Annotated in this window: 22 protein-coding genes and 1 pseudogene; 10 read left to right on the forward strand and 13 right to left on the reverse strand. The window is 67.7% G+C overall.

Features of this window, described 5'->3' with window-relative positions; all coding sequences use genetic code 11:
- Both hemDX and G3O06_RS36070 read left to right on the forward strand, forming a co-directional pair.
- A pseudogene (gene hemDX / locus G3O06_RS36065) lies at positions 1 to 1,572 on the forward strand (fused uroporphyrinogen-III synthase HemD/membrane protein HemX); the annotation flags it as partial.
- Positions 1,573 to 1,574: 2 nt separating this feature from the next.
- Positions 1,575 to 2,762 carry a heme biosynthesis protein HemY gene (locus G3O06_RS36070; RefSeq protein ID WP_011352869.1) on the forward strand — a complete coding sequence of 396 codons (1,188 nt, stop codon included), beginning with the start codon at positions 1,575 to 1,577 and terminating at the stop codon, positions 2,760 to 2,762.
- A gap of 289 nt (positions 2,763 to 3,051) precedes the next feature.
- Here G3O06_RS36070 and G3O06_RS36075 read toward each other — a convergent pair whose 3' ends face one another.
- The 3 genes from G3O06_RS36075 to G3O06_RS36085 all read right to left on the reverse strand — a co-directional run bounded on the left by G3O06_RS36075 (position 3,052) and on the right by G3O06_RS36085 (position 6,768).
- Positions 3,052 to 4,356 carry an MFS transporter gene (locus G3O06_RS36075; protein ID WP_174916429.1) on the reverse strand — a complete coding sequence of 435 codons (1,305 nt, stop codon included), beginning with the start codon at positions 4,354 to 4,356 and terminating at the stop codon, positions 3,052 to 3,054.
- Between the two features lie 128 nt (positions 4,357 to 4,484).
- On the reverse strand, positions 4,485 to 5,243 hold the full coding sequence (locus tag G3O06_RS36080; protein WP_174916430.1) for an SDR family oxidoreductase: 759 nt from the start codon (positions 5,241 to 5,243) through the stop codon (positions 4,485 to 4,487).
- An 85-nt stretch (positions 5,244 to 5,328) separates the two neighbouring features.
- Positions 5,329 to 6,768 carry an aldehyde dehydrogenase family protein gene (locus G3O06_RS36085; RefSeq protein ID WP_174916431.1) on the reverse strand — a complete coding sequence of 480 codons (1,440 nt, stop codon included), beginning with the start codon at positions 6,766 to 6,768 and terminating at the stop codon, positions 5,329 to 5,331.
- Between the two features lie 322 nt (positions 6,769 to 7,090).
- Between G3O06_RS36085 and ppa the strand changes: the two genes are divergently transcribed.
- Positions 7,091 to 7,618 carry an inorganic diphosphatase gene (gene ppa, locus G3O06_RS36090; RefSeq protein WP_011352863.1) on the forward strand — a complete coding sequence of 176 codons (528 nt, stop codon included), beginning with the start codon at positions 7,091 to 7,093 and terminating at the stop codon, positions 7,616 to 7,618.
- A gap of 54 nt (positions 7,619 to 7,672) precedes the next feature.
- Here the strand turns inward: ppa and G3O06_RS36095 are convergent, their stop codons facing one another.
- Together G3O06_RS36095 and G3O06_RS36100 are read right to left on the reverse strand one after the other, a co-directional pair.
- The gene (locus G3O06_RS36095) at positions 7,673 to 8,497 is read right to left on the reverse strand and encodes a GIY-YIG nuclease family protein (RefSeq protein WP_205819044.1); all 825 of its coding nucleotides are present in this window, start codon (positions 8,495 to 8,497) and stop codon (positions 7,673 to 7,675) included.
- Positions 8,498 to 8,546: 49 nt separating this feature from the next.
- Positions 8,547 to 9,581 (reverse strand): AraC family transcriptional regulator, encoded by a 1,035-nt coding sequence (locus tag G3O06_RS36100; protein ID WP_205819045.1) that lies wholly within the window; start codon positions 9,579 to 9,581, stop codon positions 8,547 to 8,549.
- 143 nt (positions 9,582 to 9,724) lie between these two features.
- Between G3O06_RS36100 and G3O06_RS36105 the strand changes: the two genes are divergently transcribed.
- Complete coding sequence (locus tag G3O06_RS36105; RefSeq protein ID WP_205819046.1) at positions 9,725 to 11,983, forward strand: glycoside hydrolase family 3 C-terminal domain-containing protein; 2,259 nt, start codon at positions 9,725 to 9,727, stop codon at positions 11,981 to 11,983.
- Positions 11,984 to 12,055: 72 nt separating this feature from the next.
- On the opposite strand, the gene G3O06_RS36110 is transcribed toward G3O06_RS36105, so the two are convergent.
- Complete coding sequence (locus tag G3O06_RS36110; RefSeq protein ID WP_174998470.1) at positions 12,056 to 13,234, reverse strand: GNAT family N-acetyltransferase; 1,179 nt, start codon at positions 13,232 to 13,234, stop codon at positions 12,056 to 12,058.
- Positions 13,235 to 13,344: 110 nt separating this feature from the next.
- Between G3O06_RS36110 and G3O06_RS36115 the strand changes: the two genes are divergently transcribed.
- Positions 13,345 to 15,051 carry an NAD+ synthase gene (locus tag G3O06_RS36115; RefSeq protein ID WP_205819047.1) on the forward strand — a complete coding sequence of 569 codons (1,707 nt, stop codon included), beginning with the start codon at positions 13,345 to 13,347 and terminating at the stop codon, positions 15,049 to 15,051.
- 83 nt (positions 15,052 to 15,134) lie between these two features.
- Entirely contained in the window at positions 15,135 to 15,473 is a 339-nt protein-coding gene (locus tag G3O06_RS36120; RefSeq protein ID WP_006398637.1) for a P-II family nitrogen regulator, read from the forward strand.
- A gap of 139 nt (positions 15,474 to 15,612) precedes the next feature.
- On the opposite strand, the gene G3O06_RS36125 is transcribed toward G3O06_RS36120, so the two are convergent.
- Together G3O06_RS36125 and G3O06_RS36130 are read right to left on the reverse strand one after the other, a co-directional pair.
- Positions 15,613 to 16,689 carry a porin gene (locus tag G3O06_RS36125; RefSeq protein ID WP_085041216.1) on the reverse strand — a complete coding sequence of 359 codons (1,077 nt, stop codon included), beginning with the start codon at positions 16,687 to 16,689 and terminating at the stop codon, positions 15,613 to 15,615.
- Between the two features lie 566 nt (positions 16,690 to 17,255).
- A complete protein-coding gene (locus tag G3O06_RS36130; RefSeq protein WP_205819050.1) occupies positions 17,256 to 18,182 on the reverse strand; it encodes a LysR family transcriptional regulator in 927 nt (308 codons plus the stop codon).
- A gap of 133 nt (positions 18,183 to 18,315) precedes the next feature.
- Here G3O06_RS36130 and G3O06_RS36135 point away from each other — a divergent pair, with 133 nt between their 5' ends.
- Entirely contained in the window at positions 18,316 to 18,813 is a 498-nt protein-coding gene (locus G3O06_RS36135; RefSeq protein WP_174967735.1) for a GNAT family N-acetyltransferase, read from the forward strand.
- A gap of 54 nt (positions 18,814 to 18,867) precedes the next feature.
- Here the strand turns inward: G3O06_RS36135 and G3O06_RS36140 are convergent, their stop codons facing one another.
- The 4 genes from G3O06_RS36140 to G3O06_RS36155 all read right to left on the reverse strand — a co-directional run bounded on the left by G3O06_RS36140 (position 18,868) and on the right by G3O06_RS36155 (position 22,077).
- The gene (locus G3O06_RS36140) at positions 18,868 to 19,647 is read right to left on the reverse strand and encodes an ABC transporter ATP-binding protein (RefSeq protein ID WP_174916438.1); all 780 of its coding nucleotides are present in this window, start codon (positions 19,645 to 19,647) and stop codon (positions 18,868 to 18,870) included.
- Between the two features lie 18 nt (positions 19,648 to 19,665).
- Positions 19,666 to 20,379 carry an ABC transporter permease gene (locus tag G3O06_RS36145; protein WP_174986291.1) on the reverse strand — a complete coding sequence of 238 codons (714 nt, stop codon included), beginning with the start codon at positions 20,377 to 20,379 and terminating at the stop codon, positions 19,666 to 19,668.
- Entirely contained in the window at positions 20,376 to 21,065 is a 690-nt protein-coding gene (gene hisQ / locus G3O06_RS36150; protein WP_027786761.1) for a histidine ABC transporter permease HisQ, read from the reverse strand. Before hisQ ends, G3O06_RS36145 begins: the two co-directional genes overlap by 4 nt.
- Positions 21,066 to 21,294: 229 nt before the next feature.
- Positions 21,295 to 22,077 (reverse strand): ABC transporter substrate-binding protein, encoded by a 783-nt coding sequence (locus tag G3O06_RS36155; RefSeq protein WP_174916440.1) that lies wholly within the window; start codon positions 22,075 to 22,077, stop codon positions 21,295 to 21,297.
- A gap of 369 nt (positions 22,078 to 22,446) precedes the next feature.
- On the opposite strand from G3O06_RS36155, the gene G3O06_RS36160 reads away from it, so the two are divergent.
- Positions 22,447 to 23,142 carry a pirin family protein gene (locus G3O06_RS36160; RefSeq protein ID WP_205819048.1) on the forward strand — a complete coding sequence of 232 codons (696 nt, stop codon included), beginning with the start codon at positions 22,447 to 22,449 and terminating at the stop codon, positions 23,140 to 23,142.
- Between the two features lie 70 nt (positions 23,143 to 23,212).
- On the opposite strand, the gene G3O06_RS36165 is transcribed toward G3O06_RS36160, so the two are convergent.
- Positions 23,213 to 23,764 carry a periplasmic heavy metal sensor gene (locus G3O06_RS36165; RefSeq protein WP_175003699.1) on the reverse strand — a complete coding sequence of 184 codons (552 nt, stop codon included), beginning with the start codon at positions 23,762 to 23,764 and terminating at the stop codon, positions 23,213 to 23,215.
- A 224-nt stretch (positions 23,765 to 23,988) separates the two neighbouring features.
- On the opposite strand from G3O06_RS36165, the gene G3O06_RS36170 reads away from it, so the two are divergent.
- Together G3O06_RS36170 and G3O06_RS36175 are read left to right on the forward strand one after the other, a co-directional pair.
- Positions 23,989 to 24,714, forward strand: coding sequence for a response regulator (locus tag G3O06_RS36170; RefSeq protein ID WP_009693256.1), 726 nt, complete (start codon positions 23,989 to 23,991; stop codon positions 24,712 to 24,714).
- On the forward strand, positions 24,698 to 25,844 hold a 1,147-nt coding region (locus G3O06_RS36175), incomplete at its 3' end, for a HAMP domain-containing protein (RefSeq protein ID WP_205819049.1). The genes G3O06_RS36170 and G3O06_RS36175, both read left to right, overlap by 17 nt.

Consider the following 25,844-nt stretch of genomic DNA (forward strand, 5'->3'; position numbering starts at 1 on the left):
CCGGCGCCGCCGCCGCTGGTACGGCCGACGTTCACGCCGTAGCTGAGCGCGTTGTCGACGCCGAGGGAGCCCGTCAGCGACTGCTGGACCAGGGTTGCGCCATGGCTGTCGTGCTGCAGGCTGGTCGCCGCGTACCGGCGCGTCGTGCCCGAGCCGCGCGTCGGCGCGTGGGAGCGCGTGCATGCGCTGCTCGACGGCGAGCCGCATGCGTGGCTCGTCACGAGCTCGGAAGGCGTGCGCAACCTGCACGAACTCGCGCGGGCGCACCTGAACGATGCCGAGATCGACGCGCTGAGGCACGCGCCGCTCGTGACGCCGCATCCGCGGATCGAGCAGACCGCGCGTTCATTGGGTTTTGATAGGATTACGCTGACCGGCGCGGGCGATGAGCGCATCGTCCGCGCGTTTCGAACGATGGCCGACGAGGCCGTCCAACCGGCGACAGCCGCACCGGTGACTAAACGCATGACAGATACCAACGATTCCAAAAGCGTCGCTTCCCAGCCGGCCGCTGCATCCGCACCGCCGTCTCGCCCCGCCTATATGGCGTCCGAACCGCCTGCGCGCCGCGGCGGCAGCGCGGTGCTGTGGTTCGTCGTCGTCGTGCTCGGCTGCGCGGCGGGCGTCGGCGGCTACGCGCTGAACCGCAAGATCGACCGGCTCGACGGCTCGTTCGTCGCGCGCCAGAAGGCGCTCGACGCGCAGACGGCCGAAACGCGCATGAAGACCGAGCAGGCGCTCGCGAGCACGCACCAGGTCGACACGCAGCTCGCGCAGCTCGACGGCAAGCTCGCCGACGCGCAGAGCGCACAGCAGGCGCTGCAGCAGCAATACCAGGATTTGTCGCGCAACCGCGATGCGTGGATGCTCGAGGAAGTCGACCAGATGCTGTCGAGCGCGAGCCAGCAGCTTCAGCTGACCGGCAACACGCAGCTCGCGCTGATCGCGCTGCAGAACGCCGATGCGCGCCTCGCGACCTCGCAGAGCGCGCAGGCCGTCACGGTGCGCAAGGCGCTCGCGCTGGACATCGAAAAGCTGAAGGCCGCACCGGCGGCCGACCTCACGGGCCTGGCGATCAAGCTCGACGACGCGATCGCGAAGATCGACGCGCTGCCGCTGTCCGGCGAGGCGATCGTCCCGCACGAAGCGCCGAAGGCCGCGCCGGCCGACGCCGCATCGTCGGCCGTGGCCGGCGAGCCGCGCTGGAAGGTGTGGTGGCACGACTTCTCGGCCGGCCTCGGCCAGCAGTTGAAGGGGCTCGTGCAGGTGCGCCGCATCGACAACGCGGACGCGATGCTCGCGTCGCCCGACCAGGGTTACTTCGTACGCGAGAACGTGAAGCTGCGCCTGCTGACCGCGCGCCTGTCGCTGCTCGCGCGCAACGACGGCGCGATGAAGGCTGACCTGCACGCCGCGCAGGCGTCGCTCGGGAAGTATTTCGACCAGGCATCGAAGGACACGCAGACCGTCGAGGATCTGCTCAAGCAGGTTGACGCCGCATCGCTGACGGTCGCGGTGCCGAACCTGAACACGAGCCTGAACGCCGTTCAGCAGTTCAAGAGCCGGGGGTAACGATGACGCTTCGAGGAATCGTCTGGCTCGCGGTCCTGTTCGCGATCGCCGCCGCGCTCGCCACCGTCGGCCGTTTCGACGCGGGGCAGGTGCTGCTCGTCTATCCGCCGTACCGGATCGACGTGTCGCTGAACCTGTTCGTGATCGCCATCGTCGTGCTGTTCATCGTCGTGTATGCGCTGCTGCGCATCGTGCGCAACATCTGGCGCATGCCGCAGCGGGTCGCCGCGTATCGTGCGCGTTCGCGCAACGAGAAGGCGCAGGCGTCGCTGCGCGACGCGATCGCGAACCTGTACGCGGGCCGCTTCTCGCGCGCGGAGAAGGCGGCGCGTGAAGCGCTGTCGGTCGATGCGAACCAGGGCGCGGCGAGTCTCGTCGCGGCCACGGCCGCGCACCGGATGCACGAGTACACGCGCCGCGACGACTGGCTGTCGAAGGTCGACGCACCCGAATGGCAGGACGCACGGCTGCTCGCCGCCGCCGACATGCGCGCCGATGCGCGCGATGCCGACGGCGCACTGGCCGCGCTGGCCGACCTGCAGGCGGGAGGCAAGCGCATCCATGCGCAGCAGGTCGCGCTGCGCGCGCAGCAGCAGTTGAAGAACTGGGCCGAGGTGCTGAAGCTCGCGAAGGCGCTCGAGAAGCGCGAGGCGCTGCATCCGGCCGCGGCCGTGCGACTGCGCCAGCAGGCTGCGGAAAACCTGCTGCGCGAACGCCGGCACGACCCGGACGCGCTGCTCGAAGTGTGGCAGTCGCTGTCGCCGGTCGAGCGCCAGTCGCCGCGTCTTGCCGATCTCGCGGCCGATCTGCTCGTGCCGCTCGAACGTCGCAACGAAGCGCGCCGTATCGTCGAGGACGCGCTCGCGCACAACTGGGATGCCCGCCTGCTGCGCCGTTATCCGGACACGGCCGGCGCCGACGCGCTGCCGCTGATCCAGAAGGCGGAAGGGTGGAAGAAGGATCACCCGGAGGATGCCGACCTGCTGTTCGCGCTCGGCCGCCTGTGCCAGCAGCAGCAACTGTGGGGCAAGGCGCAGTCGTTCCTCGAATCGGCACTGAAACTCGCCGACAACGAGGCACTGAAGGTGCGTGCGCATCGCGCGCTCGCGCGCCTGTTCGAGCATCTCGGCGAAACCGACAAGGCTGCGAAGCACTATCGCGAAAGCGCGCTCGCGATTACCGTGGTTTGATGCCGGTCACTCGGGCTGCCTGTTGCAGGCGGCTCGCGCAACCCGCGTAAAAAAGCCCCGAATGTGCCGGAAGGCCTTCGGGGCTTTTTTCGTCCAGGGTGGACCTGGGCAGCACGTCATGCGCCGAGTTTTGGAGCGGTGAGTCATCGTTGGCGGGATACCGAACCCGCATCTCTCGGGCGGGGAGCGCGCGGAAGCAGAAACGCCCCGCCGGCCGGAGCGGTTCCGGCCATCGGGGCGTTTCAGGTGTCGGTCGGTTATCGGCCGGAGGGCGCCCATGCGCCCCGCGTCACTTGTCGACCAGCCGCTTCGGCACTGACAGCGCCAGCAGCCCGCCGAGCACGAGGAACCCGGCGAGCATGTACATGCCCGAATCGTTGGCGCCCGTTGCCTGCTTGAGCCAGCCCATCATGTACGGGCTCAGGAAGCCGGCGAGGTTGCCGATCGAGTTGATCATCGCGATGCCGGCCGCGGCCGCCGTGCCGCCGAGGAACGCGGTCGGCAGGCTCCAGAACAGCGGCAGCGTCGTCAGGATGCCGATCGTCGCGAGCGTGAGGCCGAGCATCGCGAGCGCGGTCTGGTGCGCCCAGATCACCGACAGCACGAGCCCGAGCGCGCCGATCGCGGCCGGAATCGCGACGTGCCAGCGGCGTTCGCGGTGCCGGTCCGCGCTGCGCGCGATCAGGATCATCGCGACCACCGCCGCCGCATACGGAATCGCCGACAGCAGGCCGATCATGACCGTGTCGGTCACGCCGGTGGCCTTGATGATCGTCGGCAGCCAGAAGCCGACGCCGTAGAGCCCCATCACGAACGAGAAGTAGATCAGCGCCATCAGCCACACGCGCGGGCTCGACATCACGGCGCCGAGCGGCAGGTCTTCCTTGGTTGCTTCCTCCGCTTCGACGTTGCGCGTGAGCAGCGCCTTTTCTTCGTCGGTCAGCCAGTTCGCCTTCGCGATCCGTTCGTCGAGCTTGAGGAACACGACCACGCCGACCAGCACCGACGGGATACCTTCGAGCAGGAACAGCCATTGCCAGCCGTGCCACCCGCTGATGCCGTCGAACGCTTTCAGGATGAAGCCCGAGAGCGGCCCGCCGATCACGCCGGACAGTGCGACGGCCGTCATGAAGAACGTCGTCATCCGGCCGCGCCGGTGCGCGGGATACCAGTAGGTGAGGTAGAGGATCACGCCGGGGAAGAAGCCGGCCTCGGCGACGCCGAGCAGGAAGCGCATCACGTAGAACATCGTGGGCGTCGTGACGAACATCGTCAGGATCGAGATCACGCCCCACGTCGCCATGATGCGTGCGATCCACACGCGCGCGCCGACCTTGTGCAGGATGATGTTGCTCGGCACTTCGAAGAGGAAATAGCCGAAGAAGAAGATCCCGGCGCCGAGCCCGTAGACGGTGTCGCTGAGGTTCAGGTCGCTCGCCATCTGCAGCTTCGCGAACCCGACGTTCACGCGGTCGAGATACGCGACCACGTAGCACAGCAGCAGAAGTGGCACGAGTCGCCACGACACCTTGCGGTAGGTTGCTTCCTCGAATGCGCCGGACGAGCCCGGCAGCGACTGCGTCGATGTTGCCATGTTGTCTCCTGTCCTTATAGTTGGCCGGAGCAGGCCCGTCGGTACCCGATCCGGTTTCGTGCGAAGCAATGCGTGGATGTCATGCCGGCCGGTGAAACCCGGCGCGGCGCGCGAACGGCACGGCGCGGCTAGATGCAGCGCCCGCCGTCGACTTCGAGGCAGACGCCCGTGATGAACTCGGCCTCGTCGGAGGCGAGGTACAGCGCCGCGTTCGCGATGTCCTGCGGCGTCGAGAAGCGGCCGAGCGGGATCGTCGCGAGGAAGCGGCTGCGGTTCTCGGGGGTATCCTCGCAGCCCATGAATTCCGTCATCAGTGCAGTCTCGCCGAGCACGGGGTTGATGCAGTTCACGCGGATGCGGTCGGCGCCAAGCTCGGCCGCGAGCGACTTGCTCGCGGTGATCATCGCGCCCTTCGTGCTGTTGTACCAGACGAGGCCAGGCCGCGGCCGCACGCCGGCCGTCGACGCGACGTTCACGAACACGCCGCCGCCCTGTTCGCGGAAGTACGGCACGAAGGTCTGCACGCACCAGAACAGGCTCTTCATGTTGACCGCGTACACGCGGTCGAATTCGGCTTCCGTCACGTCGAGCACCGGCTTGTTGCGGTGCGTGGTGCCCGCGTTGTTCACGACGATCTGCACCGCGTGGAAATCGTCGAGTGTGGCCTGCAGCAGCGCGTGCCAGTCGTCCTGCTTCGACACGTCGCCGGCCACCGCGATGGCCTTGCCGCCCGCGAGTGCGATCTCGCTCGCGACGCGCTCGGCTGCCGTGCCGTTCAGGTCGTTGACGACGACGTTCGCGCCTTCGCGCGCATACGTCTTCGCGATGCCTTCGCCGAACCCCGAGCCGCCGCCCGTGACGATTGCCGTCTTGCCGCTCAACCGCATGGTGTGTCTCCTGTGCTGGATATGAGTGCCGTCGTGTTTCGACACGCGGCCGGGCGCTGCCGGCCGCGTGCCGCTTGCCGCGCGTTCAGCCGTGCCGGATCGCGATCGTCTTCAGCGCGGTGAAGCCGTACAGTGCCTCGAAGCCTTTCTCGCGGCCGTGCCCCGAATGCCCGACGCCGCCGAACGGCAACTCGACGCCGCCGCCCGCGCCATAGTTGTTGATGAACACCTGACCCGCCCGCAGGCGCCGTGCAAGACGCATCTGGCGTGCGCCGTCGCGCGTCCAGATGCCCGCGACGAGGCCGTACGGCGTGCCGTTCGCCAGCGCGACGGCTTCGTCTTCGTCGACGAAACGCATCGCGGCGAGCACGGGGCCGAACACTTCCTCCTGTGCGAGCCGGTGCGACGGCGGCACGTCGCGCAGCAGCGCGGGCGCCTGGTAGAAGCCGCTTTCGGGCGCGTCGGCGACGACCTGCCCGTGCGCGGCCATCGGAATGCCGTCATGCTGCGCGTCGGACAGGAAATCCCACACGCGCTGCTGCTGCTTCGCATTGATCAGCGGGCCGCAGTCGAGGTCGGCACGGCTCGGGCCGACGCGCAGCCCGTTGAACGCGGTGGCGAGACGCTCGACGAGCGGCTCGTACACCGCGCGCTCGATCAGCACGCGGCTGCCGGCCGAGCAGGTCTGCCCGCCGTTCTGCACGATCGCCGCCACGAGCACGGGCAGCGCCGCTTCGAGATCGGCGTCGGCGAACACGATCTGCGGCGACTTGCCGCCGAGTTCGAGCGTGACGGGCACGTGATTCTCGGCCGCCATCTGCGTGACCAGCTTGCCGGTGGCCGGTGAACCCGTGAACGAGATGTGGTCGATGCCCGGATGGCGTGCGAGCGCGGCCCCCGCTTCATGGCCGTAGCCGGTGACGATGTTGAGGGTACCGGCCGGCAGCCCGGCCTCGGCGGCCAGCTCGGCGACGCGCAGCAACGACAGGCACGCATCCTCGGCCGGCTTGACGACGCATGCGTTGCCGGCCGCGAGCGCGGCGCCGACGCTGCGCCCGAAGATCTGCATCGGGTAGTTCCACGGCACGATGTGGCCCGTGACGCCGTGCGGCTCGCGCACCGTCAGTACCGTGTAGCCTGCTTGATAGGGGAGGGTTTCGCCGTGCAGCTTGTCGGCGGCGCCTGCGTAGAACTCGAAGTAGCGCGCGAGCGCGGCTGCGTCGGCGCGTGCCTGCTTCAGCGGCTTGCCGGTATCGCGCGCCTCGATCGCGGCGAGTTCCTCGATCGACGCGGCGACACGCGCTGACAGCCGCATCAGCACGCGGCCGCGCTCGGCGGCGCTGGCGGCGCCCCACGGGCCCGCGAATGCGTCTCGGGCTGCGGCGACCGCACGCTCGATGTCGGGCGCGGTGCCGCGGGCGATCGACGCGAACGGCTGGCCGTCGGATGGATCGATGACTGCGATGGTTTCCAGTTGCGCGGGCAACGTCCATTCGCCCGCGATGAAGTGCTTCGCCTCTTCCATGCCAGCTCCTGTCGACCCGAGTTAGCGCTTTAGCGCTTACTCGGGTCCCATGCTTTGCGGTCGACCCGAGTTAGCGCTTTAGCGCTTACTCGGGTCCCATGCTTTGCGGTCGACCCGAGTCAGCGCTTCAGCGCGCACCCGATTCCATGTAACGCGGCCGGTGGTACGACGGCCGGGCATCCGGAACGATTATCGCGCCGATCGTCATCCGGACGCCACCGGTCGATTGGCTATAATGGCGCATTCCCTTCGGGGACGCCTGCGGCGAGGCATCGGCCGCGGCGCCCTGTCCCGAATTCCCATCGACCTACAGAGAGTGCTCATGAGCTTCAATCATGTTCCGGCCGGCAAGGACCTGCCGCAAGATTTCAACGTGATCATCGAGATTCCCGCGCAAAGCGATCCGGTGAAGTACGAGGCGGACAAGGAACTGGGCCTTCTCGTCGTCGACCGCTTCATCGGCACGGGCATGCGCTATCCGGTGAACTACGGCTACATCCCGCAGACGCTGTCGGGCGACGGCGATCCGGTCGACGTGCTGGTGATCACGCCGTTCCCGCTGCTGGCAGGCTCGATCGTGCGTTCGCGCGTGCTCGGCATGCTGCAGATGACCGACGAGTCGGGCGTCGACGCGAAGCTGGTCGCGGTGCCGCACGACAAGGTCTGCCCGATGACGGCAAACCTGAAGTCGATCGACGACGTGCCCGAGTACCTGAAGGATCAGATCAAGCACTTCTTCGAGCAATACAAGGCGCTCGAGAAGGGCAAGTGGGTGAAGGTCGAAGGCTGGGCGGGCATCGAAGCCGCGCACAAGGAAATCACCGACGGCGCAGCGAACTACAAGAAGTAAGCGGCGTACCGGCCGACGGCCGGTTCGTGCGAAACGCAAACCGCGCGTGTCTCCTCAGGAGGCCGCGCGGTTTTGTTTTGTGCGAGGCGGTTGTTTGCGTGCGGAGGCGGGCGTGGACGCAGGCGGTGTGGTGGCAGGCGGCGCGTCCTTCGTGCGCTTCGCGCGGCGAGGGGCAGCGGGTGCAGCGGCGGCCAAGGTGGCCTCGGCGGCTTTGGTGGCAGGCGGGCGGCGGCGGGTCGGCGCGGGAGCGGTATCTGCGCGTCCGTTCGTGACGGGTTTGCTGCTGCCTGCCGGCGCTCTTCTTTTCGATGAAGAGGGCGCGGCCGGCTTGTCCTTTTTTACCGGTGTGTCACGCGATGAAGTCTTTCTTGCGACTGCACTGCTGTCGGGCTTCGTGCGCTTCGCGACCGGTGCGGCTTTGGTCGCCTTGGGAGGCTTGGCGGCTTTTGCAGGCTTGTCGACCTTCTCGGCTTTCCCGGCCTTCTTCGTGCTCTTACCCGCCTCAGCCGTCTTCGCCGCGCTATCGACGTTCTCCGTTTTCGCCTTCTTCCGCCCGCGTGCACCGGCCTTCGACCCGGCCGCGTCGTCACTCGTATCGACGGCCACCACGGCCGGCAACACCGACTCCAGCGTCCGCAACCCGGCCGCCAGTTCCCGCTTCTGCACCGCCGTGAGCCGCTTCACCCAGTATTCGGCGCGCGATGCGCTCGACCGGTCGGGCAACGGAAACGACGCGAGCACCGCGCGCGGCTTGCGCGAGCGCGTGTAGCGCGCGCCCTTGCCGGATGCGTGCTCGTCGAAGCGTGCGGCAACGTCGGTCGTGATGCCCGTGTAGACGCTGTCGTCGGCGCATTCGATCAGATACAGAAACCAGGACATGGCAGGGCGGCGGGATGCGAAGCCGCCAGTGTCTCAGAAAAAGCGCCCGTCAACGCCACCGATCGCCGTGCCCGTCGCGGAAGCGGCTCGGCGCCGCGCCGAGCTCGCGCGTGAAGAAGCGCGTGAACGCGCTCGTCGAACGGAAGCCGACCCGCACGCCGATCTCGCCGATCGGCAGTTGCGTGTTCAGCAGCAGGTCGCGCGCTTCACCGAGCCGTGCTTGCGCGACGAGCGCGTGAAACCCGACCGCTTCGCGATGCAGCCGCCGGCGCAGCGTCCAGCGCGACATCGCGAAGCGTGTGCAGACGTGCTCCATCAGCGTGTCGGACGGCACGTCGGCGTCGTCGGCGTTGCGCAGCCAGTCGCGCACGCATTGCTCGACCGACGAGCCGAACGTCGAGCGTGCGCGCACGCGCTCGCGCGCGGCGTCGGCCGCATGACGCTGGATGTCCGCGAGCGGCGCGTTGTAGCGCTCGAACGGCGTGTCGAAGCGCGCGGAGCGCAGCACGACGCGGTTGTGCGCGGCATCGAACGACACCGCCGCGCCGAGGAGGTCGCGCAGCGCGGCCGTCGGCGCGAACGCGCGGCCCGCGAACGCGGCTTCGTCGACCTGCACGTGCGGATCGTACAGGCGCGCGAGCGCGGCGAGGATCGCGAAATTCGCGAACGCGCTGCTGGCGGGGCGGCCGTCGCCCTCGTTCACGTACTCGAGCGCGATCGCGCCGCCGGTTTCGTGCGCGAATACCCAGTCGACGTTGCCGATCAGTTCGCGGTAGCGCAGGTAGCCGTGCAGCGCGTCGCGCAGCGTCGCGGCGTTGCAGATGATGCCCGCGAGCTCCGGGAACGGCGCGAGCCACGGCACGACCTGCGGCGGCGGCCGGTGCCAGGACAACGGCCATCCGCTCATCAGCCTCATTGCGGCGACATGCCGGTCGCCGGGGATGCGCCGCGCGTCGTCGGCGAGATCGGCCGTGCCGATGCCGAGCGTCGCATACAGCGGCGCGACGTCGAAGCCGTTGCGGCGCATGTCGTCGAGCGCCTGTCGGTAGACCCGGATGGATACCGATTTCTGTCGTAACTCCATGTCTCTCTCCATGACCTTCGGGTTTGCCCCCGCTGCGAGAGGTCAAGTGCTGCTCCTGCCGGTCAAGCATGGTGACCGGTCGATTTTTAGACTTGGACGCTGGAGTGTGGCGACAAGTACAACAGATCGATTCAGGAGGATCAATGAAAACTTCGCTGTTCCGGTGTTCGACGATTGCGTCCGCGTGCGCGCTCACGGTGCTGCTCGCGTCGTGCGGCGGTGACGACATCCACACGGCCCCGGCCGCGCCGGCTGACCCCGACGCCGCGGCCGACCAGCGCGCGGCCTCGCTCGTCGCGCAACTGACGACCGACGAGAAGCTGCAACTCGTGCACGGCACGGGCCTGCCGGCGCTCGACCTGGGCGGCCCGTTCCCGGCCGATGCGCTGAACGGCGCGAGCTACATCCCGGGCGTGCCGCGGCTCGGCATTCCGGCCGTCAGCAGCGCCGATTCGGCGGGCGGTGTGAACGTGAAGAACGCGCGCGTGACCGCGCTGCCCGCGCCCGTCGCACTCGCGGCGACGTGGGACCCGGCGCTCGCCGGCACCTACGGCACGCGCATCGCGCTCGAATTGCGCGCACTCGGCTTCGCGGAAGGGCTCGGCGGCGGCGTGAACCTCGCGCGCGAGCCGCGCAACGGCCGCACGTTCGAATACATGGGCGAGGATCCGGTGCTGGCGGGCACGCTGAGCGCCGCGCGCACGCAGGCGACACAGGCGCAGAAGGTGATCGCGACGATCAAGCATTTCGCGTTCAACGACCAGGAAACCAACCGGATGACGATCGATTCGGTCGTCGACGAGCGAACCACGCGCGAGGCCGAGCTGCTTGCGTTCGAGATCGGCGTGAAGGACGGCCAGCCGGGCAACGTGATGTGCTCGTACAACAAGCTGAACGGCGTGTATGCGTGCGAGAACCCGTATCTGCTGACGACGGTGCTGAAGAACGAATGGGGCTTCAAGGGTGTCGTGCAGTCGGACTGGGGCGCGACGCATTCGACGGTCGCGGCCGTGCAGGCGGGGCTCGACGAGGAGGAGCCGGGCGCGGCGGACGACAGCAACGCGCCGCTCGGCTCGTTCTTCAACACGAAGCTGCGTGCGGCGCTGCAGGCCGGCAGCGTGTCGGCCGCGCGGCTGAACGACATGGTGCAGCGCAAGCTGCGCACGCTGATCCGCATCGGCGTGATGGACGCGCCGCCGAAGCCGGGCGGCGCGATCGACGAGGCTGCCGGCAACGCCGATGCGCTCGCGATCGCGCGGCAATCCGCGGTGCTGCTGAAGAACGCGGCCGCGCCAGGCGATGCGCAGCCCGTGCTGCCGCTCGCGGCCGGTGCGCTGAAGTCGGTCGTCGTGATCGGCGGGCATGCGGACGCGGGCGTGCTGTCGGGCGGCGGCTCGGGTGCGGTGCCGGCGATCGACGGCAACGCGGTGACGACCTGCCAGCAACCGGCCGACACGCTGTTCGGCGGTTGCGCGACCTGGTACAAGTCCGCGCCGCTCGCGGCGATTCGTGCGAAGGCGCCGGACGCGTCGGTCAGCTATCTCGACGGGACCGACGCGAATGCCGCGGCGAGCGCGGCCGCGCAGGCCGATGTCGCGATCGTGTTCGCGACGCAGTGGCAGACGGAAGGGCTCGATCTCGCGAGCCTGTCGCTGCCGGATTCAAAGGCCGATCCGTACAACCAGCAATACGACCAGAACGCGCTGATTGCCGCGGTTGCGGCGAAGGCGAAGCGCGTGATCGTCGTGCTCGAGAACGGCAGCCCCGTGTTGATGCCGTGGCTCGCGAACGTGCATGGCGTGCTCGAAGCGTGGTATCCGGGCGCGCAGGGCGGGCAGGCGATCGCCGACCTGCTGTTCGGCGATGCGAACCCGTCGGGCCGGCTGCCGCTGACGTTCCCGAAGCAGGAGGCGGACCTGCCGCAGCCGGCGATCGATCCGGCGAAGTCGCAGACCATTTATGCCGAAGGGCTCGCGTACGGCTATCGCTGGTTCGACGCGAAGGCGATCGAGCCGCTGTTCCCGTTCGGCTACGGGCTGTCGTACACGACGTACGGGTTGTCGGCGATGTCCGCGCAGGCCGACGCAGCGGGCAACGTGACGGTCGGCGTGACGGTGAAGAACACCGGCGCGCGGGCCGGTTCGCAGACGGTGCAGATCTACGCGGCACTGCCCGCGTCGCTCGGCGAGCCGCCGAAACGCCTCGTCGGCTGGGCCAGGGTCGCGCTGCAGCCGGGCGAGGCGCGCACCGTCAGCGTCGCGGTGCCGGCGCAGCGCTTCGCGATCTGGGATGCGAATGCGCATGCGTGGCGGATCGCCGCGGGCAGCTACGGGCTGTCGGCGGCTGCTTCGTCGCGCGATCCGCAGGCGCTGTCGACGACGGTGACGCTCGCCGCGCACTGAGCCGAAGGGAGGCCGTGTGGCATGCGGCGAAGCCGGTCGTGGCTTCGCCGCATGCCGGTGCGCTTGATGAAGTTACTCGGTGCCGCGCCGGAACGGATCGTGTTCGCGCAGTTCGTCGACGTACGCGTGGATATGCTCGGTCTCGCGTTCGAGAAAGCGCGCGACCGCGTCCGAGAACGCCGGATGCGCGAGCCAGTGCGCGGAGTGCGTGACGGTCGGCAGGAAGCCGCGCGCGAGCTTGTGTTCGCCCTGCGCGCCGCCTTCGAACGTGTCGAGCCCGGCCTCGATGCAGAATTCGAGCAACTGGTAGTAGGCCGTTTCGAAATGCAGGCAGGGCACGTGCTCGACCGCGCCCCAGTAGCGGCCATACAGCGTGCCGCCGCCGTGTTCGCCGCGCCGGTAGACGGCGAGCGCACTCGCGATCGGCTGGCCGTCGGCTTCGGCGATCACGAGCAGCAGGTTCTCGGGCATCGTCGCGCCGATCGTGCGGAAGAAGTCGAGGTTCAGGTACGGGCTCGAATAGTGTTCGCGATAGGTCTGCCGGTAGCAGCGCGAGAAGAAGCGCCAGTCGGCGTCGGTGATCTGGTCGCCGGTGAGCCGCCGGAACGTCACGCCCGCGTCGTGCACCTTGCGCCGCTCCGCGCGGATGTTCTTGCGCTTCTTCTGCTCGAGCGTGCCGAGGAAATCGTCGAAGTGGCGATAGCCGTCGTTGAGCCAGTGGAACTGCACGCCTTCGCGCAGCATCATCCCCATCGATTCGAGGAGCGCGGCTTCGTCGCCGGTCGGGAACAGCACGTGCAGCGACGACACGTCGCTCTGCTCGGCGAACGCGAGCAGCGTGGCCGCGAGCCGGCGGCGCGCATCGTCGTCGGCCGCGAGCAGGCGCGTGCCCTGCACGGGCGTGAACGGCACCGCGCACAGCAGCTTCGGGTAGTAGGGCAGGTCGTTGCGCTGGTACGCGTCGGCCCACGCCCAGTCGAACACGTATTCGCCGTACGAATGCTGCTTCGCGTAGACGGGCGCGGCGGCCGCGAGGCGGCCGGTGCGCGGGTCGGTCAGCGTGACGAAGTGCGGCGACCAGCCGGTATCGTCGACCGCGCAGCGCGCGACGTGCAGCGCGTCGAGGAATTCGTGGCGCAGGAAGGGCGTCGGCTGCGCGTCGCGGGCGAGCAGCGCGTTCCATTCGTCGGCCGGTACCTCCGAGGGGGACGACAGGATGCCCGTGCGATAATCGATGCGTTCGTGTTTCAAGCGTGAATCCGTACCGTTCTGTGTCGCCGGATGCGAGGGCCTGCGCGGCCCGCACCGGGACGATTTCGTCAGCCGTTCAGGGCGCGCCGCCGGGCTGCGCCGATCCCGCCATGAAGACCCGACTCGCTCTCGCCCAGATCAACGTCACCGTCGGCGACTTCGCCGGCAACGTCGCACGGATCGTCGCGGCCGCACGCGCCGCGCACAACGATGGTGCGCAGCTGATGGTCGCGCCTGAACTCGCGCTGTCCGGCTATCCGCCGGAAGACCTGCTGCTGCGGCCCGCGTTCTATGCGGCGGCCGCGGCCGCGCTCGACGCGCTCGCCGGCGCGTTGAAGGCGTTCGACGGGCTCGCGGTGCTGGTCGGCCATCCGCTGCGGGGCGCGGGCGAAGGCGCGCACGCGCCAGCCGTCGATGGTAATGCAAACCGTCCGATCGAGCGCGGCGTGCCGCCCACCGATACTTACAACGCGGTGTCGCTGATCGTCGGCGGCGAGATCGTCGGCACCTACCGCAAGCAGGATCTGCCGAACGCGGAAGTGTTCGACGAGAAGCGCTATTTCGCAACCGACGCCGAGCCGCTCGTGTTCGAGCTGAACGGCGTGAAATACGGCGTGATCATCTGCGAGGACGCGTGGCATGCATCAGCCGCGCAGATCGCGAAGGCGGCTGGCGCGCAGGTGCTGCTGATCCCGAACGGCTCGCCGTACCACATGAACAAGGAAGCGGTGCGCTTCGACATCCTGCGCGCACGGATTCGCGAAACCGCGCTGCCGATGGTGTACGTGAACCTCGTCGGCGGCCAGGACGAGCTTGTGTTCGACGGCGGCTCGTTCGTGCTCGACGCGCAGGGCGCGCTCGTCGCGAAGATGCCGCAGTTCGACGAAGGGCACGCGATCGTCGAATTCGACGGTGCGCGGCCGCTGCCGGGCGCGATCGCACCCGAGCTGTCGACGGACGCGCAGGTGTACCGCGCGCTCGTGACGGGGGTGCGCGACTACATCGGCAAGAACGGTTTTCCGGGGGCGCTGATCGGGCTGTCGGGCGGTGTCGATTCCGCGCTGGTGCTGGCCGTCGCATGCGATGCGCTCGGGCCCGAGCGCGTGCGCGCGGTGATGATGCCGTCGCGCTTTACGGCCGATATCTCGACCACCGACGCGGCGGAGATGGCGCGGCGCGTCGGCGTGCGTTACGACGAGATCGCGATCGCGCCGATGTTCGACGCATTTCGTGCGTCGCTCGCGGGCGAGTTCGCAGGCCGCGCGGAAGACGCGACGGAGGAGAACATCCAGGCGCGCATCCGCGGCACGCTGCTGATGGCGCTGTCGAACAAGTTCGGCTCGATCGTGCTGACGACCGGCAACAAGAGCGAAATGGCGGTCGGCTACTGCACGCTGTACGGCGACATGGCCGGCGGGTTCGCGGTGATCAAGGACATCGCGAAGACGCTCGTGTACCGGCTCTGCCGCTATCGCAACGAAACGGCCGACTACGCGCTGCGCGACGTGATCCCCGAACGGATCCTCACGCGTGCACCGTCGGCCGAGCTGCGCGAGAACCAGACCGACCAGGACAGCCTGCCGCCGTACGACGTACTCGATGCAATCATGCGGATGTACATGGAAGAGGATCGGCCGCTCGCGGAGATCGTCGCGGCCGGTTATGCGCAGGCCGACGTCGAGCGTGTGACGCGGCTCATCAAGATCAACGAATACAAGCGCCGCCAGGCGCCGATCGGCATTCGCGTCACGCATCGCGCATTCGGGCGCGACTGGCGCTACCCGATCACGTCACGGTTTACCGAACGTCTCGATTGAGCCGTGCTGGGCCGCAGGCGGCTCGCAGGCTTACAATCGGGGTCGCGATTTTTCATCCAAACGAGCATTGGGGGACAACCACCATGAAACGCATCACTGCCATCATCAAGCCGTTCAAGCTGGACGAAGTCCGCGAAGCGCTCGCCGAAGTGGGTCTCACGGGCCTGACCGTGACGGAAGTAAAGGGCTTTGGCCGCCAGAAGGGCCATACCGAGCTGTATCGCGGCGCCGAATACGTCGTCGACTTCCTGCCGAAGATGAAGATCGAGGTGGTCGTCGCGGAAGCGCAGGTCGACCAGGTGATCGATGCGGTGATCGGCGCGGCGCGCACCGGCAAGATCGGCGACGGCAAGATCTTCGTGTCGGACGTCGAGCGCGTGATCCGCATCCGCACCGGCGAAGAGAACGAAGCGGCGGTCTGAGCCCCGCATTCGCTGATGGGCCGCGCGAAGACGGCCCGCCAATAAAAAACGGTGCGATACCCGGTTGGGTACCGCACCGATACGCGCCTCTCGCAGCAGCGTGGAAAGTGTTGCCGAATCGTTCTTTGACGGCGCCCGATCAGAACAGGTGCTGGATACCGGCGTAGACGCCGGTCTGGCTGCCGCCCGGATTCGGGTTGCCTGTCGACACGGCCGTACCGGCGCCGTTCGCGTTCAGGCCGAAGTTGGCGTTCTTGCTGTTGCGCACCGTCGCGACCTGCAGGTCGAACAGCGTGCGCTTCGAGATGTTGTACGAGCCGCCGACCGTGTAGATGTTCGCGTTGCCGCCGCCGTGGTTCGCGTTCACGTGATACACGGCCGCGATCAGCGCCGCTGCCGGCGTTGCCTGCCACGTCACGCCGCCCCAGACCTGCTGGGTGCCCGTCACGCCGGCGTTCACTGCCGGGCCGCCGCTGCCGTCCGCGCGCGATGCCTGGTAGGCCGCTTGCACCTTGAACTGGCCGAGGAACACGTTCACGCCCGCGAAGTATTCACGCGAGTAGTTGAACACGTCCGAGAAGCGGCCGTTGCTGTCGCGCGTTTCGTCGTAGATGCCGCGCAACTGGAACAGCGAATTCGTATAGGTGACCTGTGCGCCGGCTGCACGGCCCGGTTGGCCGGCCGTCGTGTTGCCGTTGAAGCTGGTCGAGTTCGAGAACGAGAACTGGCCGTAGAAGTCGAGGCCGTAGAACTGCGGCGACTGGTACGACACGTTGTTGCTGGTCTTGTTCCAGTTGCGGCCGCGCACCAGCGATGCCGTCGACCAGGCCGACTGGCCGAACGGGTCGAAGTCCCACACGCCGTTGGCGATCGCGAGCTCACGACCCAACAGCAGCGTACCGTAGCGGTCGTTCGAAATACCGACGGTTGCGAAACGATCCCAGATCGAGCCGCTGAAGCCGCCCGTCATCGTGTTGAACGCGCCTTCGAGGTGGAACAGGATCTTGTTGCCGCCACCGATGTCCTCGCTGCCCTTCAAGCCCCACAGGCTCGTGCCCCAGTCGCCGCTTTCCGCGCGCACTTGGTGGCCGTTTTGCAGGCCGTTCATGTACTCGAGGCCGGCATCCAGGCGGCCATACAGCGTTACGCTGCTCTGCGCGTGCGCCGTCACCACCCCAGCAGCCATCAGCGCGGCCGCGACCAAAGCTTTCTTCATCGTCTCCTCCATACCCTGTCAAAAAGTCAACCCAGAACTGCACGAGATGCCCGGAGCGACGAGCGCCGGGCAAAAGCGGGATAACCAGGGAGACCTCGTGCAGGGCCGGTAAGCGCGGCACGCGGGCAAGCGGACGGAAAGACCGTTGAGCGGTCCCGCGCAGCCGGATCGGCCTGCGGGTCTCCTTGTAGTGTCGTGAAGCTAAACTACATTTCACGAACTTCGTTTTGCTACTTTGGTTACTAATTTAGCAAAAATACAATTTTGTGGCGATGGAAATCGTTGTTTGACTAACACCTGTCGCCAAATTGCCATGCAACACGGTGCGCAACAGGTACGCCAAGGGTTTGCAATTAACGGAAAACCCTTGTCCCGCAAGGGAGACACGAGTTTCTAAAACAGGGGTCAAGGATTGCCACTATTGACGTTGTGGAGGTGCGGGCGTAAGCGCCGGATTCGATGGTTGGTAAGTATTTCGTAATGAATGGTCGACTGCCGGACGTCGCCGGCCGGAGCCTGTAGCGCTTGCCCGGCAACGCGCAACGCGGTGTACCGGCGTGCGTCGGTCAGGCGGGCTCCGGCCTAGCGTCAAGCAACTGCGCGCGAATCCAGCGATGCGCATCGGTGCGCGCATGCTTCGCGTGCGAGTAGACCTTCACGGTGTAGCGCGGGATTTCGAACGGCGCCGGAAAGATGCGGATCTGCGCCGCATGACGCAGCGCCTGCGCGGCGCGGTTCGGCACGGTCATCAGCAGTGCGGATTCCGCGATCACGAACGGTGCGGCCAGCACGGTCGGCAACTGCACGGCGACCTGCCGCGCGAGGCCGAGCCGGTCGAGCACATGGTCGACGACGCCGCGCGACTCGTTCCACGGCGTGACGACCACGTGGCGTGCCGCCAGGTACTGGTCGAGCGTCAGCCGCCGGCGGATGTCCGGATGCGTTGCGCTCGCGATCACGACGTAGTCGTCGGAGAACCAGTCGAAGTCCTCGATACCCGGCGCGTCGGCGGCCGATTCCTCGTGGTAGCCCAGCGCGAAATCGATGCGGCCGGCCGCGAGTTCGTCGACGGAGATCTTCCGGTCGGAATGCACGACGCGGATCCGCAACCGCGGCGCGACATGCTGGATGCGCGCGAGAAATGCCGGCAGCACGGCGAATGCCGTGTAGTCGGTCGCCGCGAACACGAACGTGCGGTCGCTTTGTGCGGGATCGAAGCGGCGCGCGCGGGCGAGCCCCTTCGACATCGCATCGAGTGCGTCGCCGGCCCAGGTGGCAATGTCGTCGGCGCGCACGGTCGGCTGCATCTCGTTGCCGAGGCGCACGAACAGCGCATCGCCGATCGCGTCGCGCAGCCGTGCCAGCGCGTGGCTCAGCGCGGACGGGCTCAACGCAAGTTCGTGCGCGGCCGCGGCGACGGACCGGTGGCGGTACAGCGCGTCGAACACGAGCAGCAGGTTCAGGTCGAGACGGCGTAGATCGGGATGCATCATGTTCAGGTCCGGATGAAGAAACTGCACTTCCTGCAGGCGCTGCATGAACGTAGCATGACGATCTGATTGGTGCCAGCGCGGCTGCGCGGCACTGTTTTCCGTTTCAAGTCCGGGCCGGAGGAGGGCTCAACCCGTGCAAATCGACATCCGTTCCGCCACCGTCGCCGACGTGCCGCAGATCCTGCGTTTCATTACCGAGCTGGCCATCTACGAGAAGGCGGAGCACGAAGTGGTCGCGACGCCCGCGTCGCTCGAGCGCAGCCTGTTCGGTGAAGGATCGCCGGCTCGCGCGCTGATGTGCGAGGTCGACGGCGAGCCGGCCGGCTTCGCGGTGTATTTCTTCTCGTATTCGACGTGGCTTGCCCGGCAGGGGCTGTATCTCGAGGATCTGTACGTGTCCCCGCGTTTTCGCGGCGCGGGCGCCGGGCTGCGGCTGCTGAAGGCGCTCGCGCGGATCGCGGTCGAGTCGGGCTGCGGCCGTTTCGAGTGGAGCGTGCTCGACTGGAACGAGCCGGCGATCCGCTTCTATGAAAGCGTTGGCGCGGCGCCGCAGAGCGAATGGGTGCGTTACCGGCTCGCGGGCGACGAACTGCGCGCGTTCGCCGACAGCGCGCCGGTGAGCGCCGCGTAAACGCAAAACGGGCGCCGCGCGGCGAACCGCGGGCGCCCGCTCGTGCAGCGTGCGTTACTTGAGGCTGCCCGACAGGAACCCGCGCAGGCGTTCGCTCTTCGGGTTGGCGAACACCTCGGACGGCACGCCTTCTTCCTCGACGCGGCCCTGGTGCAGGAACATCACGTGGTTCGACACGTTGCGCGCAAAGCCCATCTCGTGCGTGACGACGATCATCGTGCGGCCTTCCTCGGCCAGCTTCTGCATCACCTTCAGCACTTCGCCCACCAGTTCCGGGTCGAGCGCCGACGTCGGCTCGTCGAACAGCATCACGTCCGGATGCATCGCCAGCGCGCGTGCAATCGCCACGCGCTGCTGCTGGCCGCCCGACAGGTGCGACGGATACTGCTTCTCGACGCGCGGTGCGAGGCCGACTTTCTCGAGATACTCGCGTGCGCGATCCTCGGCTTCCTTCTTCGGGATGCCGAGCACGTTCACGGGCGCTTCCATCACGTTCTCGATCACGTTCATGTGCGACCAGAGGTTGAAGTGCTGGAACACCATCGACAGCTTGGTGCGCACGCGCTGCAGCTGCTTCGTATCGGCCGCGCGCAGCGCGCCCGTCTTGTCGGGCGTCGTGCGCACTTCCTCGCCGTCGACGACGATACGGCCCGCATTCGGCTGCTCGAGGAAGTTGATGCAGCGGAGCATCGTGCTCTTGCCGGAGCCGGACGAGCCGATCACGCTGATCACGTCGCCCGAGTTCGCCTTCAGCGACACGCCCTTGAGCACCTCGTTGTCGCCGTAACGCTTGTGCAGATCGTCGACGAAAAGCTTCTGAGTCTGGGAATTCATCAATAGTCCTGCGAAAACTTACTTGCCTTGCGGGCGCAGATACGCGAGCCAGCGGCGCTCGGCCTGGCGGAACAGCCACACGAGCGTGAACGAGATCGCGAGATAGAGCAGGGCGGCGATGCCGAACGCATGGAACGACATGTAGGTCGCCGAGTTGACGTCGCGGGCGATCTTCAGGATGTCCGGCACGGTCGCGGTAAAGGCGACGGTGGTCGCGTGCAGCATCAGGATCACTTCGTTGCTGTACAGCGGCAGTGCGCGGCGCAGCGCCGACGGCAGGATCACGCGGCGGTACATCGTGAACGGCGACATCCCGTACGCACGCGCGGCTTCGATCTCGCCGTACGACGTGGCCTTGATCGCGCCCGCGAAGATCTCGGTGGTGTACGCGCAGGTGTTCAGCGTGAACGCGAGCAGCGTGCAGTGCATCCCGTCGCGGAAGAACGCGTCGAGCATCGGCGTGCCGCGCACGGCCTGCAGGCTGTAGAGGCCCGTGTAGCAGAGCAGCAACTGCACGTAGAGCGGCGTGCCGCGGAACACGTACGTGTAGAGCCACACGGCGCCCGACAGCCACTTCTTCTTCGACACGCGCGCGACCGCGAGCGGTATCGACAGGCAGAAGCCGAGGCCGATCGACACGACCAGCAGCCACAGCGTGATCGCGACGCCGGTGATGCGGTAGCCGTCGGTGAAGAGGTAGTTGCGCCAGTATTCTTGGATGAGATCGATCATAGGTCAGCCTTGCGGACGCCGGTCGAGTAGCGCTTTTCGAGCCACATCAGCACGAAGTTCGAGATCGTCGTGATCGCGAGGTAGACGGCACCCGCGATCAGCGTGAAGAAGAAGAACCGCAGCGTGCCCTTGCCGGCGTCCTGCGATGCCTTCACGACGTCGGCGAGGCCGATGATCGACACGAGCGCGGTCGACTTCACGAGCACCTGCCAGTTGTTGCCGATCCCCGGCAGCGCAAAGCGCATCATCTGCGGGAACATGATCCGCGTGAACACCTGCCAGCTCGTCATCCCGTACGCGCTGCCGGCCTCGAGCTGGCCGCGCGGCACCGACAGGAACGCGCCGCGGAACGTCTCGGTGAAGTACGCGCCGTAGATGAAGCCGAGCACGAGCACGCCGGCGAGGAACGGGTCGATGTCGATCTGGTCCCAGCCGAGCGCGTCGGTCGCCATGTTCAGCCAGATCTGCAGGCTGTAGAACAGCAGCAGCATCAGCACGAGGTCGGGCACGCCGCGGATCAGCGTCGTGTAGACGGTGCCGACGCCGTTCGTGAAGCGGTTGCGCGACAGCTTCGCGCCCGCGCCGAGCAGGCCGAGCAGGAACGACAGCGCAAGTGAAAGCACCGCCAGTTTGACGGTTTGCCAGGTGCCAGCGAGGATCAGCGGGCCGTAACCTTGTAGAAACATATGTGGTCCCTGGTGTGGTCCCTTAGGGCGCACGCGGTGCGCCGCGAAAGACGCGCCCGCCAAGCTGCGCGGAACGCCCCGTACGTATCATGACCGTCCGCCCCGGCATCGGTGCCGGGCCCGCCCGTCGCGCGAGCGGCGGGCAAGGGAGCGGGCGGCGCGTGGTCGACTGCCTGTACTGCCCGGACACGGGGCCGCCCCCGCATCCGTTGCTTCTTCCTGGCGTCGCTCAGCGGGCCGAAGCCGAATAGACGCTGAACGCGAAATACTTGTGCGACAGCCGGTCGTACGTGCCGTCCTTGTGCATGTCGGCAAGCGCCCGGTTGATCTTGAGCTTCAGGTCCGTATCTTCCTTGCGCAGGCCGATCGCGGTGCCATCGCCGATCGTCTTCGGGTCCTTCACTTCCGGCCCGGCGAACGCGAAGCCCTTGCCGCGCGGCGTGCGCAGGAAGCCGTAGTCGGCCTGGAGCTCGTCCTGCAGCGTTGCGTCGAGGCGGCCCGAGCCGAGATCGGCGTAGACCTGGTCCTGGTTCTGGTAAGGAATGATCGTCACGCCCTGCGGTTCCCAGTACGCCTTCGCGTAGGTTTCCTGCGTCGAGCCCTGCTCGACGCCCACGCGCTTGCCCTTCAGCGACGCGACGGTAGGCAGCAGCGGCGAGCCGGTCTTCGCGATCATCCGCGCCGGTGCGTCGTATACCTTGTCGGAGAAGTCGATCTGTTCGCGGCGCTTGTCCGTGACGGTCAGCGACGACACGATGACGTCGTACTTCTTCGCCTTCAGCGCCGGGATGATCCCGTCGAGATCCTGCGCCACCCACACGCATTTCACGTTGATGCGCTTGCAGATTTCCTTGGTGAGATCGACGTCGAAACCGACGATCTCGCCGCTCGGCGCGGTCGACTCGAACGGCGGGTAGCTGGCGTCGACGCCGATCCGCACGGTCTTCCACTCCTTCGCGAAGGCGCTGCCGGCCACGAGGGCGAGGGCGGCGCACAGGGCGGCCTTCTTCATTTCCATCCTTCTGTTGCTGACTTTCCGGGAGCGCTCGCGGCCGGTCGGGCCGGGCGCCGCGGCGTATTCTAGACGGCCAAAATTCGCCGATCGGCGCTCTGGCGATGGCGGCCGCCGGAACGGCGAACGCCAAAAGGGCGGTATTTTACCCGAACGCGATACCCGGAAACCGGCAATCCGGGCCGACCGATCGATTCTTCGACGCATTGATCCGGCTGTTGCGACAATCACCGTATTTGCAATGGACATTGCATCGATTGCATCCGTGGGTGCAACGATGCAGTGCGCAGGCGGCGGATTGTGGCGCGATTGGCACACTCATACAGTGACGGCATACCAGAACAACGCATCTCACGGAGTGTCCGTCCCATGTTCCAGATCCGCCGCGCCGCCGATCGCGACCAGCGTAGCCATGGCTGGCACGAATTCCTTCACAGCTTTCCTGGTGCGTCCGGCCGGAGCGGGCCGCCGGCGTTCGGCGCGTTGCGCGAACTGAATGAGGAATGCATCGCGCCGACCCGCGGCTACGGGATGCGGCCTTACCGTGACGCGGAAATCGTCACCTACGTGCTCGACGGCGCGCTCGCGCACCGCGACAGCCTCGGCAACGGGGCGATCGTACGCGCCGGCGGCATGCAGCGGATGAGCGCCGGCACCGGCGTCACGCTGAGCGAAACCAACGCGTCGTGTGACCAGCCGTTGCGCCTGCTGCGGATCTGGCTCGCGCCGGCCGGGGCGGGCGGGCGGCCCCGCTACGTGCAGACGTGCTTTGCCGATCACGAGAAACGCGGGCGGCTGCGGCTCGTCGCGGCGCCGGACGGGGGCGACGGCGCGCTGCAGATCGGTGCGGACGCACGCATCTTCGCCGGGCTGCTCGACGGCGACGAGGCGGCGGCGTTCGACGTGCCGGTCGGGCGCCGCGCTTACGTGCACGTGGTGCGCGGTGACGTCGAGGTGAACGGCTGCGCGCTGGCCGCGGGCGACGGCGCGCGGATCGGCGGCGTGGACGCGGTGGCGTTCGCGCGCGGCCGGGCGGCCGAGGTGCTGCTGTTCGACGTCGCCTGAAACGCAAAAAGGGGACGCGAGCCGGTGCCTGCGTCCCCTTCGAAGCCGCTCCGGGGAGCGACCCGCCGGCTTACTGCGCCGGTGCCGACGCGGCCTTGGCCGCGCGATGCTGCTCCCAGCGCTCCTTCATCTTCTCGTGGCGCTGTTCCATCTTCGCGAACTGCTGCTTGAGCGCCGTGCTGACCATCGTCTTCTGCTGGTCGTTCAGCCCGTTGTAGAACGTGAGCCACGCGGCGGACGTCTGCTCGCGCAGTTGCGCGTTCTGCGACTCAGCCTGCTGGCGTGCCGAGTGCATCGCGCTCAGGTCGAGGATCGGCTGGTTCTGCTGCGCCTTGAACTGCTCGCGCATCTGCTCGTGGCTCTTGCGCATCGCATCACGGTTCTGCTTCATCGTGTTGACGGCCGCCTGCCATTGCTGTTCCTGCGACGCGTTGAGCTTCAGCTGGTCGTGCAGTTTCATGATCGCGCCGAACGGGCCGCCTTCGTGCCCGCCGTGCATCTGGTGCATGCCGGGGCCGCCCGGAGGCGGCATGTCGTTGGGCTGCGCGGCGTGCGCGGTGCCGAATGCGAGAGCGAGCACGGTGGCGGCCGCGATGGCCACGCGGGAAGTCTTCTTATACATTTCAGAAACTCCTTGTATCCAAAGGGTCCGGCGATGCGGTACCGGGAAAGCCGGGTACCGCATCCGGTAAGACGCAGGTTAGCGATGCAGGCCGCGGCCGGTGTTACGTGGGGCGGTGGCCGGGTTACCGCGCATTACAGTTCCCTTGCGCGGTAATCCGCAGTAACCCTTTCGTCCCTTTGTTTCGTTCTTTGACTCCGCCCTCGCGCGGTAAACTTCGAGCCATGACTACCCAGATCCTCATCGTCGACGACGACCAAGAACTCCGAGACCTGCTGCGCGACTATCTCGTGCGCCAGGGGATGGAAGTGTCCGTGCTGCACGACGCGGCGACGCTCGAGAAGCGCCTCGAGCGCGAGCGGCCCGACCTGATCGTGCTGGACCTGATGATGCCGGGCGTCGACGGCCTGACCGCGCTGCGCCAGTTGCGCGCGGCCGGCGACGACATCCCCGTGATCATGCTGACCGCGCGTGCGGACGACGTCGACCGCATCGTCGGGCTCGAGCTCGGCGCGGACGACTACCTCGGCAAGCCGTTCAACCCGCGCGAGCTGCTCGCGCGCGTGCAGGCCGTGCTGCGCCGCCGCCGCGCGACGCCGTCGGCTGCGGCGCCCGAACAGCGCGAGCCGTTCGCGTTCGGCCGCTTCGTGCTCGACTTCCAGGCGCGCACGCTGTCGGTCGACGGCAAGCCGGCCACGCTGTCGAGCAGTGAATTCGCGCTGCTGAAGATCTTCGTGAACCATGCGCTGCGCACGCTCACGCGCGAGCGGCTGCTCGAGCTGCTGCACGGGCCCGAGTACGACGGTACCGACCGCGGCATCGACGTCCAGGTGTGGCGCCTGCGCCGCATCCTCGAAACGGATCCGTCGACGCCGCGCTTCATCCAGACGGTCCGCGGGCGCGGCTACGTGTTCGTGCCCGACGGCGAGGCTCATGCGCAAACCCATTGATTCACTGTTCGGGCGGCTGGCGCTGCTCGTCATCGGTGTCCTGCTCCTGTCGCACTTCGCGTGGTTTTTCGCGATGCGGCTCGAGCGCAGCCAGATGCAGACGCGCTACGCGGTCGAAGAGGCCGCGTTCCTGGTCGACGCGGTGCGCCAGCACGTCGAGCGCACGCCCGACCAGCCGTTGCCGTCGCGCGTGCGGCTCGTGACGCCGGGCAGCGCCGACGTGCCGAACGGCGACCCGTCGAGCCTGCCGGCGCCGCTCAAGCGGTTCCGCGACGATGTGAGCGAGCGGATGCCGCCCGGCACGCGTGTCGAGATCGGTGCGCCCGGCCATCCGCCGGTGCTGTGGGTGAAGGAGCCGAGCGACCGCAACTGGATCGTGGTGCCGGTGCAGCCGCTTCGGCCGCCGCGCTCGCTCGACCGGATGCTGCTGTGGCTCGGCACGATCTTCTCGGCCGGCGTGATCGCCGCGCTGTTCGCGGCCTGGCAGCTGCAGCAGCCGCTGCGTTCGCTGGCCCGCGCGGTCGCGCGCTTCGGCCGTGGCCAGCCGGTGCCGCCGCTGCGCGAACGCGGCCCGCGCGAGCTGCGCCAGCTCACGCACGGTTTCAACCAGATGGTGGAACAGGTGTCGCAGGCCGAGAGCGACCGGGCGGTGATGCTGGCGGGCGTGGCGCACGACCTGCGCACGCCGCTTGCGCGGATGCGGCTGCGGGCGGAAATGATGGACGACGCCCGGTTGCGCGACGGCGTCGTGCGCGACGTCGATTCGATGTCGCACATCGTCGATCAATTCCTGGTGTTTGCCCACGGCGGGTCCGATCGCAGCGAGCCGGTGCCGGTCGATCAGGCGTGCGAGCGGATCGCACGCAGCTATCGCGCGGTCGCGCCGAACGCGCCGACGGTCCAGACCCGGCTCGACGCCGATCCGGGCTTCCGGCTGCCGACGGCGACGCTCGACCGGATCCTGTCGAACCTGCTGGACAACGCGCATGCGTACGGTGCGCCGCCCGTGCTCGTCGCGACGGCGCGCACGCCGGCTGGCTACGTGCTGTCGGTCAGCGACAGCGGCGGCGGGATCGCGCCGCGCGACCTCGCGGCGGCCACGCGACCGTTCGTGCGGCTCGACCCCGCGC

The organism is Burkholderia sp. Ac-20345 (assembly GCF_017104825.1).
GTDB classification, from domain to species: Bacteria; Pseudomonadota; Gammaproteobacteria; order Burkholderiales; family Burkholderiaceae; genus Burkholderia; species Burkholderia lata_B.

What these genes read in the sequence shown, in the direction of transcription:
- G3O06_RS36070 (WP_011352869.1), top strand. Translation starts at nt 1,575, where the DNA reads ATGACGCTTCGAGGAATCGTCTGGCTCGCGGTCCTGTTCGCGATCGCC.
- G3O06_RS36075 (WP_174916429.1), bottom strand. Translation starts at nt 4,356, where the DNA reads ATGGCAACATCGACGCAGTCGCTGCCGGGCTCGTCCGGCGCATTCGAG.
- G3O06_RS36080 (WP_174916430.1), bottom strand. Translation starts at nt 5,243, where the DNA reads ATGCGGTTGAGCGGCAAGACGGCAATCGTCACGGGCGGCGGCTCGGGG.
- G3O06_RS36085 (WP_174916431.1), bottom strand. Translation starts at nt 6,768, where the DNA reads ATGGAAGAGGCGAAGCACTTCATCGCGGGCGAATGGACGTTGCCCGCG.
- ppa (WP_011352863.1), top strand. Translation starts at nt 7,091, where the DNA reads ATGAGCTTCAATCATGTTCCGGCCGGCAAGGACCTGCCGCAAGATTTC.
- G3O06_RS36095 (WP_205819044.1), bottom strand. Translation starts at nt 8,497, where the DNA reads ATGTCCTGGTTTCTGTATCTGATCGAATGCGCCGACGACAGCGTCTAC.
- G3O06_RS36100 (WP_205819045.1), bottom strand. Translation starts at nt 9,581, where the DNA reads ATGGAGTTACGACAGAAATCGGTATCCATCCGGGTCTACCGACAGGCG.
- G3O06_RS36105 (WP_205819046.1), top strand. Translation starts at nt 9,725, where the DNA reads ATGAAAACTTCGCTGTTCCGGTGTTCGACGATTGCGTCCGCGTGCGCG.
- G3O06_RS36115 (WP_205819047.1), top strand. Translation starts at nt 13,345, where the DNA reads ATGAAGACCCGACTCGCTCTCGCCCAGATCAACGTCACCGTCGGCGAC.
- G3O06_RS36120 (WP_006398637.1), top strand. Translation starts at nt 15,135, where the DNA reads ATGAAACGCATCACTGCCATCATCAAGCCGTTCAAGCTGGACGAAGTC.
- G3O06_RS36125 (WP_085041216.1), bottom strand. Translation starts at nt 16,689, where the DNA reads ATGAAGAAAGCTTTGGTCGCGGCCGCGCTGATGGCTGCTGGGGTGGTG.
- G3O06_RS36130 (WP_205819050.1), bottom strand. Translation starts at nt 18,182, where the DNA reads ATGATGCATCCCGATCTACGCCGTCTCGACCTGAACCTGCTGCTCGTG.
- G3O06_RS36140 (WP_174916438.1), bottom strand. Translation starts at nt 19,647, where the DNA reads ATGAATTCCCAGACTCAGAAGCTTTTCGTCGACGATCTGCACAAGCGT.
- G3O06_RS36145 (WP_174986291.1), bottom strand. Translation starts at nt 20,379, where the DNA reads ATGATCGATCTCATCCAAGAATACTGGCGCAACTACCTCTTCACCGAC.
- hisQ (WP_027786761.1), bottom strand. Translation starts at nt 21,065, where the DNA reads ATGTTTCTACAAGGTTACGGCCCGCTGATCCTCGCTGGCACCTGGCAA.
- G3O06_RS36155 (WP_174916440.1), bottom strand. Translation starts at nt 22,077, where the DNA reads ATGAAGAAGGCCGCCCTGTGCGCCGCCCTCGCCCTCGTGGCCGGCAGC.
- G3O06_RS36160 (WP_205819048.1), top strand. Translation starts at nt 22,447, where the DNA reads ATGTTCCAGATCCGCCGCGCCGCCGATCGCGACCAGCGTAGCCATGGC.
- G3O06_RS36165 (WP_175003699.1), bottom strand. Translation starts at nt 23,764, where the DNA reads ATGTATAAGAAGACTTCCCGCGTGGCCATCGCGGCCGCCACCGTGCTC.
- G3O06_RS36170 (WP_009693256.1), top strand. Translation starts at nt 23,989, where the DNA reads ATGACTACCCAGATCCTCATCGTCGACGACGACCAAGAACTCCGAGAC.